General features: G+C 71.9%; 19 protein-coding genes. 6 read left to right on the forward strand and 13 right to left on the reverse strand.

The annotated features are described in order from the left end of the window. Positions 1-25: 25 nt before the first annotated feature. The 12 genes from AB0F03_RS20460 to AB0F03_RS20515 form a co-directional block, all read right to left on the reverse strand. Positions 26-823, reverse strand: coding sequence for an ABC transporter permease subunit (locus tag AB0F03_RS20460; RefSeq protein ID WP_361993705.1), 798 nt, complete (start codon positions 821-823; stop codon positions 26-28). After that, on the reverse strand, positions 810-1682 hold the full coding sequence (locus AB0F03_RS20465) for a 2-aminoethylphosphonate ABC transporter permease subunit (protein WP_361993708.1): 873 nt from the start codon (positions 1680-1682) through the stop codon (positions 810-812). The genes AB0F03_RS20460 and AB0F03_RS20465 overlap by 14 nt, the downstream gene beginning before the upstream one ends. Further along, complete coding sequence (locus AB0F03_RS20470; protein WP_361993711.1) at positions 1675-2790, reverse strand: ABC transporter ATP-binding protein; 1116 nt, start codon at positions 2788-2790, stop codon at positions 1675-1677. Before AB0F03_RS20470 ends, AB0F03_RS20465 begins: the two co-directional genes overlap by 8 nt. Further along, positions 2787-3506: a phosphonatase-like hydrolase gene (locus tag AB0F03_RS20475; RefSeq protein WP_361993714.1), complete on the reverse strand. Its 720-nt coding sequence runs from the start codon at positions 3504-3506 to the stop codon at positions 2787-2789. Before AB0F03_RS20475 ends, AB0F03_RS20470 begins: the two co-directional genes overlap by 4 nt. Continuing rightward, positions 3500-4624, reverse strand: a complete 1125-nt coding sequence (locus AB0F03_RS20480) for a TIGR03364 family FAD-dependent oxidoreductase (RefSeq protein ID WP_361993716.1) — start codon at positions 4622-4624, stop codon at positions 3500-3502. The genes AB0F03_RS20475 and AB0F03_RS20480 overlap by 7 nt, the downstream gene beginning before the upstream one ends. A 143-nt stretch (positions 4625-4767) precedes the next feature. Beyond that, complete coding sequence (locus AB0F03_RS20485) at positions 4768-5526, reverse strand: GntR family transcriptional regulator (RefSeq protein WP_361993719.1); 759 nt, start codon at positions 5524-5526, stop codon at positions 4768-4770. A 180-nt stretch (positions 5527-5706) separates the two neighbouring features. Further along, positions 5707-6183, reverse strand: coding sequence for a molybdopterin-dependent oxidoreductase (locus tag AB0F03_RS20490; RefSeq protein WP_361993722.1), 477 nt, complete (start codon positions 6181-6183; stop codon positions 5707-5709). Between the two features lie 389 nt (positions 6184-6572). Continuing rightward, a complete protein-coding gene (locus AB0F03_RS20495; protein ID WP_361993724.1) occupies positions 6573-6971 on the reverse strand; it encodes a zf-HC2 domain-containing protein in 399 nt (132 codons plus the stop codon). A gap of 130 nt (positions 6972-7101) precedes the next feature. After that, positions 7102-7797 carry a response regulator transcription factor gene (locus AB0F03_RS20500; RefSeq protein WP_361993727.1) on the reverse strand — a complete coding sequence of 232 codons (696 nt, stop codon included), beginning with the start codon at positions 7795-7797 and terminating at the stop codon, positions 7102-7104. Continuing rightward, positions 7794-9020 (reverse strand): sensor histidine kinase, encoded by a 1227-nt coding sequence (locus AB0F03_RS20505; RefSeq protein ID WP_361993730.1) that lies wholly within the window; start codon positions 9018-9020, stop codon positions 7794-7796. Before AB0F03_RS20505 ends, AB0F03_RS20500 begins: the two co-directional genes overlap by 4 nt. Before the next feature lie 124 nt (positions 9021-9144). Further along, on the reverse strand, positions 9145-9660 hold the full coding sequence (locus AB0F03_RS20510; protein WP_361993732.1) for a hypothetical protein: 516 nt from the start codon (positions 9658-9660) through the stop codon (positions 9145-9147). Positions 9661-9735: 75 nt separating this feature from the next. Beyond that, complete coding sequence (locus AB0F03_RS20515; RefSeq protein WP_361993734.1) at positions 9736-10512, reverse strand: hypothetical protein; 777 nt, start codon at positions 10510-10512, stop codon at positions 9736-9738. Between the two features lie 489 nt (positions 10513-11001). Here AB0F03_RS20515 and AB0F03_RS20520 point away from each other — a divergent pair, with 489 nt between their 5' ends. The 4 genes from AB0F03_RS20520 (at position 11002) to sbnB (ending at position 14521) form a co-directional block, all read left to right on the forward strand. Then, positions 11002-11220, forward strand: a complete 219-nt coding sequence (locus AB0F03_RS20520) for an MbtH family protein (RefSeq protein WP_355934218.1) — start codon at positions 11002-11004, stop codon at positions 11218-11220. A 32-nt stretch (positions 11221-11252) separates the two neighbouring features. After that, complete coding sequence (locus tag AB0F03_RS20525) at positions 11253-12428, forward strand: MFS transporter (protein WP_361993737.1); 1176 nt, start codon at positions 11253-11255, stop codon at positions 12426-12428. Between the two features lie 66 nt (positions 12429-12494). Beyond that, on the forward strand, positions 12495-13514 hold the full coding sequence (gene sbnA, locus AB0F03_RS20530) for a 2,3-diaminopropionate biosynthesis protein SbnA (protein ID WP_361993740.1): 1020 nt from the start codon (positions 12495-12497) through the stop codon (positions 13512-13514). Further along, on the forward strand, positions 13508-14521 hold the full coding sequence (gene sbnB / locus AB0F03_RS20535) for a 2,3-diaminopropionate biosynthesis protein SbnB (protein ID WP_361993796.1): 1014 nt from the start codon (positions 13508-13510) through the stop codon (positions 14519-14521). Before sbnA ends, sbnB begins: the two co-directional genes overlap by 7 nt. Before the next feature lie 220 nt (positions 14522-14741). On the opposite strand, the gene AB0F03_RS20540 is transcribed toward sbnB, so the two are convergent. After that, positions 14742-15461, reverse strand: a complete 720-nt coding sequence (locus AB0F03_RS20540; RefSeq protein WP_361993743.1) for a lytic polysaccharide monooxygenase — start codon at positions 15459-15461, stop codon at positions 14742-14744. 590 nt (positions 15462-16051) lie between these two features. Between AB0F03_RS20540 and AB0F03_RS20545 the strand changes: the two genes are divergently transcribed. Then, a complete protein-coding gene (locus tag AB0F03_RS20545; protein ID WP_361993746.1) occupies positions 16052-16507 on the forward strand; it encodes a DoxX family protein in 456 nt (151 codons plus the stop codon). A 286-nt stretch (positions 16508-16793) separates the two neighbouring features. Then, positions 16794-18320 (forward strand): chitinase, encoded by a 1527-nt coding sequence (locus tag AB0F03_RS20550; RefSeq protein WP_361993749.1) that lies wholly within the window; start codon positions 16794-16796, stop codon positions 18318-18320. Positions 18321-18585 lie beyond the last annotated feature (265 nt).

Consider the following 18585-nt stretch of genomic DNA (forward strand, 5'->3'; position numbering starts at 1 on the left):
TGAGGCGTGTGCAGCGCGCGACGGATCAGCGGTAGGAGGCCCTGGTGCGGATCCGGGACAGGGCGGACAGGACGAGCACCGTCGCCGTCATGAGGACGACGGCGAGCGCGGATCCGGTGAACAGGGCGCCGCGGTCGGTGGCCGCGTAGATCTGGACGGGGAGCGGGGTCCAGTCCGGCGGGTAGAGCATCATCGTGGCGCTCAGCTCGCCCATGGAGAGGGCGAAGCAGAGCCCCGCGGCGGCTGTGAGCGAGGGCAGCAGCAGCGGCAGCCGTACGCGCCACAGCACGTAGGAGGGCCGGGCGCCGAGGGAGGCGGCGGCCTGTTCGTACACCGGGTCCAGACGCCCGACGGCGGCCGACACCGACTGGTGGGCGAACGCCGTGACCAGGACGGTGTGCGCGAGGATGACGATCCACCGGGTGCCGTTGAGCAGCACCGGCGGCTGGGAGAACGCGACCAGGATCGCGAGTCCGACGACGACGGAGGGCACCGCGACCGGCAGCATGAACAGCGCGTCCAGCAGGCGCTTGCCGCGCCGGTTCAGAGCGTGCCCGGCGAGCGCCGCCCAGGTGCCCATGACCAGCGCGAGCACGCTCGCGGTGAGGGCGGTGACCAAGCTGGTGGTGAGGGCCTGGAGGGATGCGCCGCGAGTGGCGGCGGTGTAGTGCCCGGTGGTGAAGCCGGCGGGGAACGCGCTCGACCAGTTCGTGGCGAGCGACGCGGCCAGGACGACGAGCAGGGGCAGGGCGAACAGGGGCAGGAAGAGGACGAAGAAGACGGCCCAGGTGGCCCACTTTCCCTTGCGGCTATGCACCAGCACGGCGGCTCACCACCCGGTAGAGGCCGTAGAGCCCCACGGAGATCAGGACGTTGACGACGGCGACGACACACGCTCCGGGATAGTCCGACTCCAGGATCGCCTTGCTGTACACGAGCATCGGCAGGGTCGTGACCCCCTTCGCCCCGGTGAACAGCACGATGCCGAACTCGTTCAGGCACAGGACCAGGACCAGGCTGCCGCCGGCGGCGAGCGCGGGCAGCGCCTCGGGCAGGATGACCTGCCGCACGATCCGCGCGGGCCGTGCGCCGAGCGAGGACGCCACTTCCAGCTGACCGGTGTCGATGCCCGAGAAGGCGGCGAGCAGGGGCCGCATCACGAACGGGGTGAAGTACGTGATCTCGGCGAGCAGGACCCCCCAGGGCGTGGTGAGGAACTGGAAGGGCCCTTCAGCCGCCCCGGTGGCGCCCGTCCACAGCCCGTTGGCCATGCCGGCGGTGCCGTAGATGAACAACAGCGCGAGCGTGATCAGGAAGGACGGGAAGGACAGGAAGACGTCGATGAACTTCGCGACGGCCTTCCCGCCGGGGAACGGCACGAAGGCGATGACCAGGGCGAGGACGAAACCCAGCATCAGGCACCCGGCCGTGGATCCCAGCGCCAGCCATACCGTGGTGCCGAGCGCCTCCCGGAACGCGGCGGATGCGAACACGTCCTCGTAGGCCTGCGCCGAGGCGCCCCCGGTGTCCGGCCGGAAGGACTGCCGGACGACCAGGGCGAGCGGACAGGGGAACACGAGCCCGAGTACGGCGACGGGAGGCAGGGCCCAGAGCCAGGGCGGTGTTCCCGTCCTGGACCGGGGGGCCGCCTTCGCCGGAGCGGCGACCACGGCGCTAGCCATCCCGGGTCACCCCTTCGGCCACTCGTGCCCTCTCCCCGGCGGTGGCCGGCGCCGCCCGTTCGTCGCTGACGCCCGCGTGGAGCAGGACCGCGTCCTCGGGGGCGAAGTGCACGGTGACCTCGTCCCCGAGGGCGGGCGGCTGCCGCAGTTCCCGCAGGTCCGCCTTGACCCGGTGCCCCCCGACTTCGACGTGGACCCGATGGGTGGCCCCCCGCCACTGCACCTCGGTGACGGTCCCGGTGAGAGCGTTGGGCCCCGCGCCGAGTCCGACGAGGTGCGGGCGTACACACAGCGTGGCGGTCGCACCCCGGGCGGAGTCGACGGTCGGCACCTTCAGCGCGGTTCCGGCGAAGTCGACGCCGTCCGCCCTAACCGTCACGGGCAGCAGGTTCGCGTTGCCCACGAAGGACGCGGTGAAGGCGGTGCGCGGCGCCCGGTACAGCTCCTGGGGTGTGCCGACGTCCTGTAGCCGCGCCTTGTCCATGACGGCGATCCGGTCGGCGAGGGTCAGTGCCTCGACCTGGTCGTGGGTGACGTAGAGGATCGACACGTCGGGCAACTCCCGGTGAAGACGGGCGAGTTCCGCGAGCATCCCGGAGCGCAGCCGGGCGTCGAGCGCGGAGAGCGGTTCGTCGAGCAGCAGGACGCCGGGCCGGATGGCGAGCGCCCGCGCGATGGCGACGCGCTGCTGCTGCCCGCCGGACAGCTCACGCGGATAGCGCCGCGCGTACGCCGCCATCCCGGTCATCTCCAGCGCCTGGGCCACCCGACCACGGATCTCACCCCTGGGGGCCTTCTGCGCCTTGAGCCCGAAGGCGACGTTGGCCTCGACGCGCAGGTGCGGGAAGAGGGCGTACTGCTGGACGACCATGCCGATCCCGCGCCGGTGCGGCGGCAGGCCGGTCACGTCGCGGTCGCCGATGAACACCCGCCCGGCGGCGGGCCGTACGAATCCCGCGACGGCCCGCAGTGCGGTGGTCTTGCCCGATCCGGACGGCCCGAGCAGGGCCATCACCTCGCCGGGCCCGACGCTCAGGTCGAGGGAGTCGAGGACCTTGGTGCCGCCGTAGGCGACGGACACCCGGTCGAAGCGGATCCCGCTGCTCATCGTCCGGCTCCACGGGGGTCCGCCGACTTGCCCAGCAGCGCCGGCAGTTCGGCCACCGAACCGAGGACGTGCCCGGCCCCGGCGGCGCGCAGCGCCTCCTCCTCGTGGGCCCCGGTGAGCACCCCGGCGACGACACCGGCCCCGGCGCGGACCCCGCTGAGCATGTCGTACGTAGTGTCGCCGAGTACGGCGATCTGCTGGACGCCGTCGGCGGCCTTGGTCCGCAGGAATGCCTCGAGCACCATGTCGGGGTAGGGGCGGCCACGGCCACCGGCGTCCGCCGGGCACAGCGTGAGCGGCACCAGGTCCTGCCAGCCGAGGGCGGCGAGGATGGCGTCCTGGGTGACCCGGGCGAACCCGGTGGTCAGGACGACGGTCCGGCCGCCTGCCCGGAGTTCCTCGATCATCTCGCGGGCCCCGGTGATCGGCGCGATGCGACCGCCGTCGACGAGTTCCCCGTAGGCCTTCTCGAAGGCGGCGTTGGCCCGTTGCGCGAGGGACTCCTGGCCGAACAGGTGCCGGAAGACGGAGATCTTGGACTCGCCCATCGTGGCGCGGACGTAGTCGAGTTTGGCCGCGTGGTCCGCGGAACCGGGCTCCACGCCCAGCTCACCGGCGGCCATGCCGAAGGCCTGTTCCACGAGGCCGCCGTCGGCGACGGTGGTGCCGGCCATGTCGAGTACCACAAGTCGTATGTCGTTCAACTCGGTCACCATCCCAGCTCGTCGGCGGTCGTCTCCGCGATCGCGGGTGAACAGGTCATGCCGCGCCCGCCGGGCCCGGTGACGAGCCACACCCCGTCCCGTACGCGCTGGCGGTGCACGACCCGGCTCGGGTCGGTGCACTGCGCGTACACCCCGGCCCAGCGGCGCCGCATCTTCGGCAGCGGGCGGCCGAGGAAGGATTCGACGACCTCGGTGAGGTGGTCGTAGGGGTCTTCGAGGGTGTCGAAGCCGAAGGGGTGCTCGTACTCGTGGGTGTCGCCGATGGTCAGGCCGCCGTCCGCGCGCTGCACCATGAGCAGCTGCATCCGGTGCTCGGCCGCGATCGGCGCCTGCGGCCGACCGGCGTTGAGCGTGTCGAGCGCCTCGCTCCGGTAGGCCGGGTAGTAGCGGAAGCTGTCCGCGTCGGCGACGGAGGTGGTGAGCGGCTCGCCCAGCGGGCCGGTCTGCATCATCTGCAACCGGACGCGCCGCACAGGCAGTTCCGGCCCGGCCAGTTCTCGGACGAGGCCGCCGAGCCAGGCGCCCGTGCACAGCACCACGTGGTCACCGGTGTGGACGTCGCCGTGGTCGTCGCGGACGGCGTTCTCGCCGATCACCTCGCGGACCTCGCGACCCGGCAGGAACGTGTACTGCGCGGACTTCAGGAGCTCGGCGCGCAGGGCCACCTGGGCCGTGCGCGGCTCGACGGCCGCGTCGCGCTCGCAGTACAGGGCTGCCTCGAAGGTCCCGCGCAGGGCGGGGTTCAGGGCGCGCGCCTCACCGGCGGTGAGCAGCTTGTAGCCGCGGGCCGCCGCGTCGTCGCGGGCCAGGGCGGCCTCGGCCACGGCGATCTCACGGGCGTCGCGCATCAGGGTCAGCGAGCCGCAGGCCCGGAAGCCCAGATCCGGGACGCGGGCGCCGATCCCCTCCCACAGATCCCTGGCGCGCAGGGCGGTGTCGAGCTCCTCTCCCCCGGCGCGGCCACTGACCCAGATCTGTCCGAAGTTGCGCAACGAGGCCCCGCGCGCCTCCGCCTCACGTTCGATCTGTACGACCTCGTGGCCGCGCTCCACGGCATGCCAGGCGTGCAGGGTGCCCACCACGCCGGCTCCGACAATTATCACTCTCACGACGGCCACACTCCTTGGGACGCGGGAATCGGAAGGGTCCGGACAGCAACCAGATGATGAACTGCCCATCACATTTGGGCTAGACACGTTATCTTTCCGTAATAAATGAAGGCGAGCCGGGGCTCGCCTTCAGCTGGCTGGAATCAATCGCCGAGGTGCGTGGTGAACGAGAACCGGTCCCCCCGGTACAGCGTCCGCACCCGCTCCAGCGGCCTCGCCCCGGTGTCCCGCGAAACCCGGTGGATCAGCAGCATCGGCAGGGCGGGCGGTGTCCCGATCAGCAGCGCTTCGCGCGGGGTGGCCAGCACCGTCTCGATCCGCTCGTCCGCGTCACCGAACGCGATGCCGAGCCGGTCGCGGAGGTACGCGTAGAACGAGGAGTCGGGGTCGAAGTCACGGTCGAGATCCGGGACCCGGCCCACCGCCACATAGGTACTCTCCAGGCCGACCCGCTCGTCGTCCGCGAGAAGCACCCGCTCCATGTGCCAGACCGGTTCACCGCACTGGAGCCCCACCTCGGCGGCGAGCGCTTGCGGACACGGGAACCGGTCGAGGGAGATGAGTGAACGGCCGGGGGTGCGGCCCTGCCGCCGCACGCCCTCCGTGTAGCTCGCCAGGGAGAGCGGCTGCTCCAGCTTCGGACCGGCGACCACCGTGCCGCGTCCCTGCCGGCGCAGCTTCCCTTCGAGCAGCAGCTCGCGAAGTGCCTGCCGCACGGTCTCCCGGGCGACCCCGTAGGTCTCCGAGAGGTCCCGCTCGGTCGGCAGGAGCCCGCCTTCACCCAGTTCCTCGACGAGCCGTGCGATGTGCGCCTTCACCGCGTAGTACTTCGGGATGCGGCCGTGCTCCGGAATACCGAAGCGGACGGGAGCGCCGGGGTCCTGGTCGTTCGGGTAATCCACGGGAACGATCGTCGCAGACGGCGATCCGGCCGCGGTTGCCAGGTGCCGGGTTCTTGTCCAGCAGGTCGCCGACTGCGTCGCGCGTCCGCTACCACGCGGCCCTCGTGCGGCGGGGGCTCCACGACCCGGACGTCCGTCACGGGCTCGTGCCGCACCAGGTTCCTCTCGTCGCCGTCGGGTTCACGCGGTGTATCCGCCGTCCACACGGATCGCGTTGATCCCGCTGATGTGCCGGGCCCCGCAGCGGTCCTGGGGCAGAACCAACTGGGCACCGGCGCGGTCGAGCGGGGAGCCGTCGAGGGTGACGGCGAGCAGGACGGGAGCACGGCCGAAGTCCGGGTCGATCTCCGCCCAGGTCAGCAGGGCGTGGTGGCCGTCCGCCCCGCGGACGGCGATAAGGAAACGCAGGCGGTCCTTGCGGCGGACGGGGTCGAAGGCGGGGCCCGCGTCCGTGAGGACGTCGTGGAGGAGCGGTCCGGTGAAGCGGTGGTGCTGCGTGCCGCTGGTGGCGCACTCGAAGGCGACCTGCGCCTGGTGCTGAGGCCAGGCGAGAAGGTCGGGCACCGTCAGACGGGCCGGACGGGCCAGATCACCGGCGAGAACGAATTCCGCCAGCTGACCGGCGGCCGTTCCGGCGGCTGCGAGGGACTGAGTCACGGGGTACCACCTCCCGGGTGACCGTACCCGGAGGTCCGTCCCGTACAAACGCACATGCCAGGCCAACATATGGATAATCCGGCTCATGCGAAGCGCCGAACGGTTTTTCCTGGCATCTGCGGCAGCGTCATCCGCGCGTGCACACCTGCTCGGAGCCCACGATCCCTACCTCCGGTGAACTCCCTTTCGGTCCGGGGAAACCGGCCACCGTACGCGAAGGGCTGGATCACCGCATCACCCCGGGGCCGCCCCCTCGGCCTGTGCCCGGCAACCAGGTCGAGTGCGAGTGTTTCCGGCCCCCGCGCACGCGCAGCGCTCGCGGGGGCCGGGCAGCGAGGGGAGCCGCGGGGCGTTGTGCCCGCCGGGGCTGATCAGTCCTGACCAGCCGCTCACCTGACGCAGGCAAGCCTGCTCACCCACTGGGACAGTGTGAGGGAGGTGTCCAGGGGGCCTCGGGCGGCACTGCTCCGACGGCGTGAGTGCCGTGCCGAGCGAGGCCCGGCGGGGCCGGGCAGGTACGAGGACCGCTGCCGGCCGGCGCCGTACGCCAGGGCCTTGCGGAGCGAGGAAAGGTGGGCGGCCACGGCCGCAAGGCAGTGATGCTCGTCCCGGCAGTCGGAACAGGTCGCCAGGTGGGCACGGACCGCGGTCGCCTCGTGCGACTCCAGAATGTCGAGCGCGTGTCCGGCCAGCAGGTTGCTGATCGTGCGGCAGCCCTCGAGGGCGGTGACCACGGTGGGCTCTTCCGACGCTGGGCTGGGTCCGACGGCTATCAGAGTTGCGTTCATGCCTTCACCATCGCCCAGGCGAGGGCCCTCGCGCGTCGTCCCTGTGCGGCGATTCCCGGGTACTGCGGCTGCGGTACGCGGCGGGTCGTCCTACCGCCCGGACAGGGCATTCGGCAGCCGCGCCGGGCGCTCAACCAGGCACTGAGGGAGGAGCCGCCGTCGTCGCCGCGCTGACCAGACCGCATTGGTAGGCGATCACCACCAGCTGGGCTCGGTCGCGGGCGGCCAGTTTCGTCATGGCCCGGTTGATATGGGTCTTGGCCGTCAGCGGGCTCACGAACAGACGCTCGGCAATCTCGTCGTTCGACAGTCCCAGCGCGACAAGCCCGACGACGTCGCGTTCCCGCCGCGTCAAGCATGCCAGCCGCTCGTGCACGGCTGTGGTGCACGGCGCCGGCTGCGCCAGAAATCGCCTGATCAGCCCCTGGGTCGCCGAGGGGGACAGCAGGGCGTCCCCGGCGGCGACCACGCGGACGGCATCAAGCAGCTCCTCGGGGCGGGCCCCCTTGCCGAGAAAGCCGCTCGCGCCCGCCCGCAGTGCCTCCGCCACGTACTCGTCGTCCTCGAAGGTGGTCAGGATGAGGACCTTCACCGAGGCCAGATCCTCCGCCTCGCCGATCAGCCGCGTGGCGACGAGGCCGTCCATCTCGGGCATGCGGATGTCCATGAGGATCACGTCCGGTTGCCGCGAGCGCGCCAGCTCCACTGCCTCGCGGCCGTTGGACGCCTCGCCCACGATCTCCATGTCGTCGGCGGAGTCGAACAGCATCCTGAAGGTGCCCCGCAACAGCGCCTGGTCATCGGCGAGCAGTACGCGGATCGTCATGCCCATCTCTCCTCGGCACTCTGCCCGATCGGTACCGCCGTTGCCGCGGTCGGCCGCAGCGGCAGTTCGGCGGTCACGGTGAAACCCCCGTCGGGGCGCCCGGCCGCCTCCAGTTTTCCCCCGACGCTGGCCGCACGCTCGCGCATCCCGATCAGCCCGTGGCCGGTCCCGGGGTGAGGCTCGTGCGATCCGGCGTGCCCGTCGTCCTCGACGGTGATCGTCAGCCATTGAGGCCGGTAGTGCAGGTAGAGACGGGCGTGATCGGCCCCGGCGTGCTTGCGCACATTCGTCAGGGCCTCCTGCACGATGCGGTACGCGGCCAGGTCCACCGCCGGCGCCAGCGGCTCGGCCGGCCCGTGCCGCTTGTGCCTGACGGACAGGCCGACCCGCTCGAAGGACGCCAGAAGCGCCGGTACCTGCGCCAGCCCCGGCATCGGATCCCGCGGCGCCTTCGGATCGTCGGACTGCCGCAAGAGGCCCACGGTCACCCGGAGTTCCTCCAGCGCGGACCGGCTGGTGTCCCGGATGCCCTCCAAAGCGGTGACCAGTTGCTCCGGCCGCCGCTCCACCAGATGGACGGCCACACCGGCCTGCGCGTTGATCAAGGCGATGTGGTGCGCGACGACGTCGTGCAGTTCGCGCGCGATCCGCACCCGCTCGGCCGCCACCCGCTGCCGCGCCTCCTGCTCACGGGTCCGCTCCGCGTGCGCCGCCCGTTCCTCCACGGCCGCCACGTAAGCCCGGCGTGACCGCACTCCGTCCCCCACGGCGGCGGGCAGAGCCGTCCAGGCCAGCATCGCCGCGTTGTCCGGAGCCAGCCACGATCCCGGCCCGAACGCCATGGCCGCCCCGACCAGCGAGAGAGCCGAGGCGGACGCCACGACCCAGGTGGTCCGCCGGTCCGTCCGGGCGGCCACGGTGTAGACGGACACGATGACCGGGCTCGTCACCAGCGGGCTCTCCCGGACCCCGAACATCTGGAAGACCATTCCGCAGGCGAGGGCGGTGACCAGTACGCCGAACGGGTGGCGACGCCGCCACAGCAACGCGAAGCAGCCGACTGCCGCCAGCGCGACGGCAGGCCACTGGAACGCGATCCGGTGCTCGTGCGGGATGACGGATGCGGCCACGACCGACAGCACGAACAGCACGGCCGGCCCCAGTACGTCCAGCGTGCCGCCCGGGGTTCCTGCTCCCCTTCGCCAACCGGTGATCACTGCCATGCCACCACGGTAGGGCCGATGCCCGAACGCCGCCGGTCCGTCCTCACCGGTTCACCGCTCAGCCGGGGGCGGAGGGGCACGGCTTGGCCGTGCTCGGCATGCCCGGCCGGGCATTACCGTCGGCTCACCGGGGAAGGGGGCCGACGTCGGGGTGGCGACCCGGGCGGAGCGCGGCGTGACGCTGCCCGGGACCAAGGCCGCTGCGGGCTGCGAGCCTATCGGCGACAGCGCCCGTGGCGAAGGCGTAGACGGTCTTGTGCAGGACGTCCAGCACGAGCTCTTTCCTCGGCCAGGTGGACGGCGGAGCGCCCACACCGGTCGCGTTCTCGAGGATCTGGTCGTTGGTGAGGCGGACGACGGCGAACTTGGCGGAGGCGAGCGGCCCCCGCAGTCCCGCCTGAGCCATGATCGAGCGCAGGACGCCGAGCAGGGCGGCCTGGCCGAAATGCATGGCCCAGTTGACCGGCAGTGGCTGTGCCCCGTCATGTTCCGGCAGGCCGGTCAGGCGCTGGAGAACGCGGGCCGGCACGTAGGAGTCGGGTCGGCCGGTGACGGCTTGTTCGAGTTTCTCTCCGAAGGTCATGACGACTCCCCCGGCCGTACCGGCGACCAATCCCTGCCACAGTGCACGCCTGATCATGTCCTGCGGGTACCCGCAGGCGCGCCCCTGACCCACCCGGTCACGGCTTGGACGGATGGGTCAGGAGCGGCGCGGTCAGCGGGTGCCTGAGCGTCCATCCACCCGCTGGAGGATCTCCTCACTGAGCCGCCACCGGTCGGTGTCACGGCGGAATCGAAGCCCTCGCTGAGACTTGATGATGTCGGCGAGACGCCTCAACTGCGCCGCGTCAAGATCGTCGATCATGAGTCTGGTGAGCAGCATGGCGAGGTATTGCTCGAATGCGCTGCGCGAGTGCTCGATGGTCGCGAGTGCGGCATCGAAGTTCCGCAACTCACGGCTGGCCTGCATCATGGCCAGGGCGGTGACGCGTTCCTCGTCGCTCCCCTCTCGCAGCCACCGCAGAACCTCGGCCGGCTCGAACGGCTGCTCCTCCGAGAGACGGCGAGCCCGGGAAACAATATCTTGCATGGCGCGGGTGCGGTCCGGGCCCGGGCGCATCGAGCGGCGAACCGACCTGTAGTTGGCGGCGATGGGCCCCGCGGCGTCCAGCAGGGCCCGTGCCTCGGCGCGTAGTTGGCCGGCCGTGGCGGGATCCCCCTGACGCTCGGACTCCTCCGCCAGCGCGAATCTCTCCCCTGCGGCCGCGCGGAGCCTGAGGCTGGCTCCACCGAGTTCGAAGCTCTCGATGCGGTTACCGAGGAGAGCGAGAACGAGCAGGACGCCGCCGAAGGCGAGCAGCACTCCCGTGCCCGTCCCGTTCTGGGTCACGAACACCGCGAGCACCCCCGTTCCGAAGGACCCCGCGCCCAGTAGACCCGTGAGCACACGCAGGACGGGCGTGAGCAGGGACGATGCCGGACGAGGTTCCACGTACTCGTCTCCTTCGTTTCATCGGCAGGAAGTTCGCTTCGTATGGCAGGAAGCTACCGCGAACTGCCGGGTGCGCGGCGTGATCTCTCACGCGGCACAACCGTCACGGGTGCCGGAAGGCCTCCCTCCACCGGCGTCGCGGCCTGGCCGGCCGGGCGGGCGGGCGGGCGGGCGACAGGGGCTCGGACAGGGGCGTACCGGGGACTCTGCCGGCATCATCAGGGGAGGGTGGAGCTTGCGTCGCGCTCCCGGGCGCGGTCGGCCGGCGTGATCCGGACCGAGGCGTTCGCAGTCATGCGCCTCAGCGTCGCCGCCGGGCCGTCGCCGCTCCGAGAGAACAACCGGCAGTCACGTCGGCAGCGTTGACGTCGCGGTGACTGCGCCTCCTTCTCTGCAACCGGACCGGGCGGCTGCGGCAGGCTCCTTGACGCCGGCCCCGGTCACGTGACGTTCGTGACGCGGCAGTTCACACCCGAGGGAGGGCCCGCCGTGGCCGAGGAAGACATCGACGAGCGTACGTACCGCGTCGTCCTCAACGACGAGGAGCAGTACTCGGTCTGGCTCGCCGACCGCGAGCTGCCCCTCGGCTGGCACGCCGAGGGCACCGAGGGAACCCGGGCCGAATGCCTCGCCCACATCGGCACCGTCTGGACCGACATGCGACCGCTCAGTCTGCGCCGGCAGATGGAGCGGGCGGCGCGCGGCTAGCGTCCGGCCGGGCCGGACGAGGAGTGTGACAGATGACGAGCCCCGACACGAGCGCGCCGGCGGACACGCAACCGCCGGAGCCACCGGACGCGGCCACCGCCGGTCCGGTGGTCCCGCTGCACCGCAACCGCGACTTCCTGCTGCTGTGGGGCGGCTCGGCGGTCTCCCTGCTCGGTTCGACGGCGACCACCATCACCCACCCGCTGCTGGTCCTGGCCCTCACCGGTTCGCCGTTCGCCGCCGGACCGGCCGGATTCGTGGCGCTGCTGCCCGCACTGCTCCTCCCCCTGCCGGCCGGCGCCCCGGTGGACCGCTGGCCACTCCGGCGGCTGATGATCTGGTGCGACGCGCTGCGCGCGCTCGGTACGGCGACCATCGCGGTCGCCGCCGCCCTCGGCGTCCTGGGCCTGCCGCTGGTGCTGGCCGTGAGTTTCACCGAGGGTGCGCTGACGGTGTTCCACGGGCTCGCAGCGCACGCGGCCGTCCCGAACGTCGTGCCGCCGGGCCAGCTCTCGCCGACTGTGTTCCGCAACGGGACGCGGGGGCGGGCCGCCGTGATGCTCGGGACACCGCTCGGCGGTGTGCTCTTCGGTCTCGGCCGGGCCGTCCTGTTCCTGGCCGACGCACTGACCTGTCCGGTCCCGCTGACCGGACTGCTGTTCATCCGCGGGGAGTTCGAGGCCGAGCGCGCGGCCCGCACCGGCAGCATCGGCGGGCAGGTCCGCGAGGGCCCGGGGCGGCTGTGGCGACACCCCTTCCCGCGCACCACCACCCTGCTGGTGACCGGCAGCAACCTGATGTTCCGGGCGCTCTTCCTCGTCGCCATCGTGCTGGCCGCCGTTGTCGGCGCGTCCTGGGTGGGGGTGGGCCTGATGGTCGGCTTCGCGGGGGCCGGGAGCGTCCTCGGCTCGCTGGCGGCGCCGTGGTTCACCCTCCGGACCGCTGGGCGCCCTGGTGATCGGGGCACCGCTGATCGGCTCGCTGATCGGCGGCCTGCTGCTCGACTCGGCCGGTGCGCGGACCGCCACGCCGGCGCCGGCGGGCTGGATGGTGCTCATCGCCGGCGCCGCCCCGGCCGCCCGCACCGTACGCGCCACGCCCGGCCCGCCGGCTCGGTGACCCGTCGGGCCCCGGCCCGGCCGCGGCTCCCACTCCCACCGCACCCGGCCGGGCGGCGGCCGGCGCACACACCCTCGATCCAGTGCTGACAGGAGGAACCAGCGTGTTCCGCACCATGCTCGGGCCGAGCCCCGACCCGACCGGGCGAGGCCACCATGCCGACACCTGACGACGGGCCGGCCGGCGTTCTCGGCACGATCGGCGGCACCCCGCTGGTCGAACTCGCCAAGCTCGCTCCGGGGCGGCACTTCACCACGTACGCCAAGCTGGAGGCCTTCAACCCCGGCGGCAGCATGAAGGACCGCTCGGCCCTGGAGATGCTCCGCGAGCTGATCCGGGACGGCACCCTCGTGCCCGGCCGCTCGGTGGTCGTCGAATCGAGTTCCGGCAACCTCGGCATCGGGCTCGCCCAGATCTGCGCCTACTACGGGCTCCGGTTCATCTGCGTGGTGGACCCCCGCACCAACCGACAGAACATCGCCGTCATGCGGGCCCTCGGCGCGGAGGTCGAGGTGGTGAGCGAGTGCGACCCGGAGACCGGTGAGTACCTGCCCGTCCGGATCCGCCGCATCAGCCAACTGATCGCCCGCATCCCCGGCGCCTACTGGCCCAACCAGTACGCCAACCCGCTGAATCCCCGGGCGCACCGGCAGACGATGCGCGAGATCCTGGAGGCGGCGCCGGGCGGGATCGACTACGTGTTCTGCGCGACGAGTTCGTGCGGCACGCTGCGCGGCTGCGCGGAGTACGTCCGCGACCGGGGGCTGCCGGTGACCGTGGTCGCGGTGGACGCCAGGGGGAGCGCCATCTTCGGCGACGTCCCGGCGTCCCGGCTGATCCCGGGTCACGGCGCGGCCGTACGGCCGGCGCTCTACCGCGACGGGCTCGCCGACGAGGTCGTCCACGTGACGGACCTCGACTGCGTGGTCGGCTGCCGGCGGCTCGCCGCCCGGGAGGCCGTCCTCGCGGGCGGCTCCTCCGGAGCCCTGGTGGCGGCGGTCGACCGGCTGGCCGACCGCATTCCGGCGGGCGCGCGCTGCGCGGTCGTCCTGCCCGACCGCGGGGAGCGGTACCTCGACACGATCTACGACGACGAATGGGTCGCCCGCCACTTCGGCGACGTGTCCCACCTGTGGAAGGAGAAGAAGTGGGCGATGCAGGTGGCACCATGCTGATCCTGGGATCCGGTGAGGTCCACCAGGTCCTCGACGGCGCCGAGACGGAGGTCGTCGCAGCGGTACGCCGCGCCTACCTGCTGCACGAACGGGGCCGGACGGTCCTGCCGCACTCGGTCTTCCTCCGCTTCCCCGACGACCCGCGCAACCGGATCATCGGCCTGCCCGCCTACCTCGGCGAGGACGAGCCGGTGGCGGGCATCAAGTGGATCGCCTCCTTCCCCGGCAACACCGCGTGCGGACTGGAACGCGCCTCTGCCGCGGTGATCCTCAACTCCATGGCCACCGGGCAGCCGGAGGCCCTGCTGGAGGGCTCGGTGATCTCGGCGCGGCGTACCGCGGCGAGCGCCGCCCTCGCGGCGGTGACGCTGGGCTCGTCCGTCCCCGAGACCGGCGCCTCCCTGATCGGCTGCGGCGTCATCGGCTTCGAGATCCTCGCCTACCTCCGGGCCGTCCTGCCCGACCTCGCCGCGGTCACCGTGTTCGACCTCGACCGCTCCCGGGCGGAGGCCTTCGCCGCTCGCTGCCAGGCCCGCTGGCCCGGGCTGAAGACCGAGGTCGCCGAGAGCACCGAGGAGGCGCTCGCCACCCACCGGCTGGTCTGCCTGGCGACCACCGCCGCCGCGCCGCACCTGACCACCGACGCCTGCCGGCCCGGCACCCTGGTCCTGCACGTGTCCCTGCGCGATCTGACCCCGGGGAGCATCCTGACCGTCGTCAACGTGGTCGACGACGCGGACCACGTGTGCCGCGAGTCGACCTCCCTGCACCTGGCCGAACAACTCTGCGGCAACCGGGACTTCATCGCCACTTCCCTCGGTTCCGTCCTGAACACCGGGAAACCCTTCCGGCGTCCCGAGGACCGCGTCACCGTGTTCTCCCCGTTCGGCCTGGGCACCCTCGACCTCGCCCTCGCCGACCTCGTCCGTCGCCGCGCCGAATCCCTCGGGCTGGGCACCCGGGTACCGGACTTCCTGCCCGTCCCTGCCGACGCGGTGTCCGGGTGACCGGCTGACCGGCGGCAGTCGGGCATCGGCCCGGCGCCGATCGCCGCCGTCCCGGGGAGGGGGCGCCGAGTGGAGCGGCGTGAGGTCCGCCGCTCCGCGGGTGCTGTTTCGCTCGGGTGGTCCCAGCGGGGCGGCCGGTGCCGGGGCGGCGGAAGCCGCCGCCATCCGTGCCCGTCGGCGCCCCGTGAGGTAGCGCGCGCCGACGGGCCGGGATCCGGGCCTAGCAGGCTCCCAGGTCTTCCCACACACCCCATTGGCCGGTGGTGCCGGGCTTGTCACCCGTCACCCACCACTTGGCGCGCCAGGTGTGGCCGCCGTACGTGACGGTGTCGCCGCCGTTGTAGACGCGTGCGGGGTCCCAGGCCGAAGCGGCGCAGGTGGTCCCACCACCGCCGGTCCCGCCGCCGGTCCCGCCGCCGCTGTCGCCGCCGATGTTGACGTCGACGCAGGAGTAGAAGGCGTTGGCCGTGTCCGCGACGTTCCAGACGGCGAGCACCTTCTGACGGCCCGTGAAGTTGCCGAAGTTCACCTGCTGGCTGACGTCCGCGGCCGGCTGCTGGTTGCCGCCGGCGAACTCGGCGATCTTCTGACCACCGATGAAGTACTGCCAGTTGGCGGTGGAGTGCCGGGCCGTGTTGTGCCACGTGAACGTCGCCGTCGTGCCGACCGGCGTGACCTTCCAGCCCTTGCTGTCATTGTCCAGCTCGGCGTACTCCGCGTGCCCGCCACTACAGCTCTGGAGACCCTTCGGCCCCTCGACGCTCTGCGGCTCGTACTTGATCTGACCGCAGTCGACGACACCCTCGGCACACTGCTGCTGCCGGCTCGCCGGCAACGTCACCCAGCCGTGGGCGCTGGCCGTGCTCGCCGGGAGGCCGACAGCGAGCACCGGAGCGACCAGTGCGCCGATCGTGAGAGCCACTCGTCTTTTCGTGTTCATGCCGTGCCACTTCCTTCGGTGTGTGTCAAAACCGTCGCTTGTGAAGTCCGGCCTCGCCGATCGTGCGCGGGACGCGCGGTCCGCACCGGCCACGCGCTCCGCCGGGACCGGCGAGGCACGCGGGCAGGTTGACGCGCGGCGCGGGCCACACCGCGCCGCAGGGGCGCGCGAACGACGCCATGGGCCGGGGGCGGGGGCCGACGCAGGTCTGGACCTGACGCCCACTAGGTCTAGACCATAGCCTCGGACCGGGCGCGGTCAAGAGGCCCGGCAAGGCGACTGCCGATCCGGAGGCCGCACTTGGCGCGCCACGCCGAGCCCCCGAACTTTTCTCCGTATTGGTCTAGACGACTCTGACTCGGATGGTTCACAGTTCGACTGCACCTGCGTGCCCCCGGCGACATCCGAACCCTCGCCACCCCGCGGCGCGGCAGCGTCCGACGCACCTGCGTCATCCACCGGAGCGCCGCCCCGAGCACCACACACCGACGCCGTCAGGCCCGGTACGCCCGCAAACGCGATCCAGCTCGCACAGCCCCCACCGCGGCGCAGCGCCCCCGAGGTCGCTGCGCGAGAGAGGAGCACCTCCCATGGAAGCGCTGGAAAGAAGCAAGGAGCACGTGCTCGGACTGTTCCGGATCGTCGTGGGGCTGCTGTTCGCCTGTCACGGAGCAGCGGCCCTGTTCGGCGTCCTGGGCGGTCCGCACGGCGCGGAGCCGCACTTCGCAGCATGGCCCGGCTGGTGGGCCGCAGCCATCCAACTGGTCGGCGGCGCGCTGGTTCTGAGTGGTCTCGCAACCCGCGTCGCGGCCGTGCTGTGCTCGGGGTCGATGGCGTACGCCTACTTCGACGTGCACCAGGCCCACGGGGTCCTCCCCATCGAGAACGGCGGAGAACCGGCGGCGATGTTCTGCTGGTGCTTCCTCCTCATCGCCGCTCTCGGCCCGGGGCGTTGGGCGCTGGCGTCCCTGCTTCCCGCCCGGCGGCGGGCCGGCGCCGGGGGGCCGACCGGGGCATGGTCCCGGAACACGCCGACGTCCGCGTGAGCCGCCTCCACGCCCCCGGTCGCCGACTCCCGCGCCCACCGTCCGCGAGTCCCGCGGCCGAAGGCGTGGGGCGCCCGCTGACGAGCCGTCGAACATTCGTGAGTGGTCCAGTCCACCGCCGGGCGCTCTGGACAGGCAATGGGCGCGCAGGCTCCGCAAATTGGTCTAGTCCCTTCTTGGTCCAGACCATTGACCCACCCGTCTGACGGGCGTTATTCCAGTAGTCGGCAACACCCGCCCCGCACACGGACCTTGGCCACCCTCCCCACCACACACCGGGACTGACATGAGACTCGTGCTTCCCTTCCGCGCGGCCCTCACCGCAGCCGCCACCATGGCGGCCGCGATGGGCCTCGCCCTCACGGGAACCGGCACCGCCCAGGCCGCGACACCACTGCCGAACCACGTCTTCGCCCCCTACTTCGAGGCCTGGACCGGTGAAAGCCCCGCCGCCCTGTCCGCCCAGTCGGGCGCTAAGCACCTGACGATGGCGTTCTTGCAGACCGCCTCCAAGGGCTCCTGCACGCCGTACTGGAACGGCGACACGAGCATGCCGGTCGCCGCCTCTACCTTCGGCGCCGACATCAAGACGATCCAGGGCAACGGCGGCGACGTCATCCCCTCGTTCGGGGGCTACACGGCCGACACCACCGGCACCGAGATCGCCGACAGCTGCACCGACGTCCAGCAGATCGCCGCCGCGTACGAGAAGGTCATCACCACCTACGACCTCTCGCGGCTCGACATGGACATCGAGGTCGACTCGCTCGACAACACCGCCGCGATCGACCGCCGCAACAAGGCCATCAAGGTGGTCCAGGACTGGGCGGCGGCCAACGGGCGCAAGGTGGAGATCTCCTACACCCTGCCGACCACCACCCACGGCCTCGCGGACAGCGGCGAGGCACTGCTGCGCAACGCGGTGAGCAACGGTGCCCGGGTCGACGTCGTGAACCTCATGACGTTCGACTACTACGACAACCAGCCCCACGACATGGCGAAGGACACCCAGACCGCCGCCCAGGGCCTGTACGACCTGCTCGCCCAGCTGTACCCGGGCAAGAGCCCGGCCCAGCTGTGGAACATGGTCGGTGTCACCGAGATGCCAGGCGTCGACGACTTCGGCAAGGCGGAGACCTTCACCCTGGCCAACGCCCGGACCGTGTACGACTGGGCGGTCGCCAAGGGCATCAACACCCTGTCCTTCTGGGCGCTACAGCGGGACAACGGCAGCTGCGCGGGCGGTGCCGCCGCGGACAACTGCTCGGGCATCGAGCAGAACACGTGGGACTTCACCCACGTCTTCGCGCCTTTCACCGGTGGTGGCGCCACCACTCCGTCCAACGACTTCTCCGTCGCGCTCAGCCCGGCCTCCGGGACCGTGACGGCCGGCCAGTCCACGACGGCCACGGTGAAGACGGCCGTGACGAAGGGCGACGCCCAGAGCGTGAAGCTCAGCGTCAGCGGGGCCCCGGCGGGCGTCACCGCCTCCTTCAACCCGACCTCGGTCACCGCGGGCGGCTCCTCCACGCTCACCCTGGCCACCACCTCGGCCGCGGCCTCGGGCACCTACACGGTCACCGTGACCGGTGCGGGCGCCACGGGAAGCCACTCGGCGACCTACTCCCTGACCATCACCGGCGGCTCCGGCAGCCAGTGCACGGCCGCCCCGTGGGCCAAGGCCACCGTCTACACCGGCGGCCAGCAGGTCTCGTACAAGGGCCACAACTGGAAGGCCAAGTGGTGGACGACGGGTGAGGAGCCCGGCACCACCGGCGAGTGGGGCGTCTGGCAGGACCTCGGCGCCTGCTGAACCACCTCGTCACCGCCCGGACGGCGCGGCCGGGCAGCTCCAGAAGCCGGCGTTCGTGACCGCGTCGGCGGGCTGAGCGGAAGCCCGCCGACGGGTGTGCGAGGAGCAGCAGCCGCGCCGCCGGGTCCGCGGCACCAACCGCGGCCACCGGGCCGGCGGCCCGCCGATCAGTTCGGCGGGCCGCCGGCCTGCTGGGCGATGTACTCCCGGGCCCCGGCGCCAGTGGTCATCGGCGTTCGCCTTGACGACGCCGTCAGGACAGGGC

Source organism: Streptomyces sp. NPDC028722, assembly GCF_040637655.1.
Taxonomy (GTDB): Bacteria; Actinomycetota; Actinomycetes; order Streptomycetales; family Streptomycetaceae; genus Streptomyces.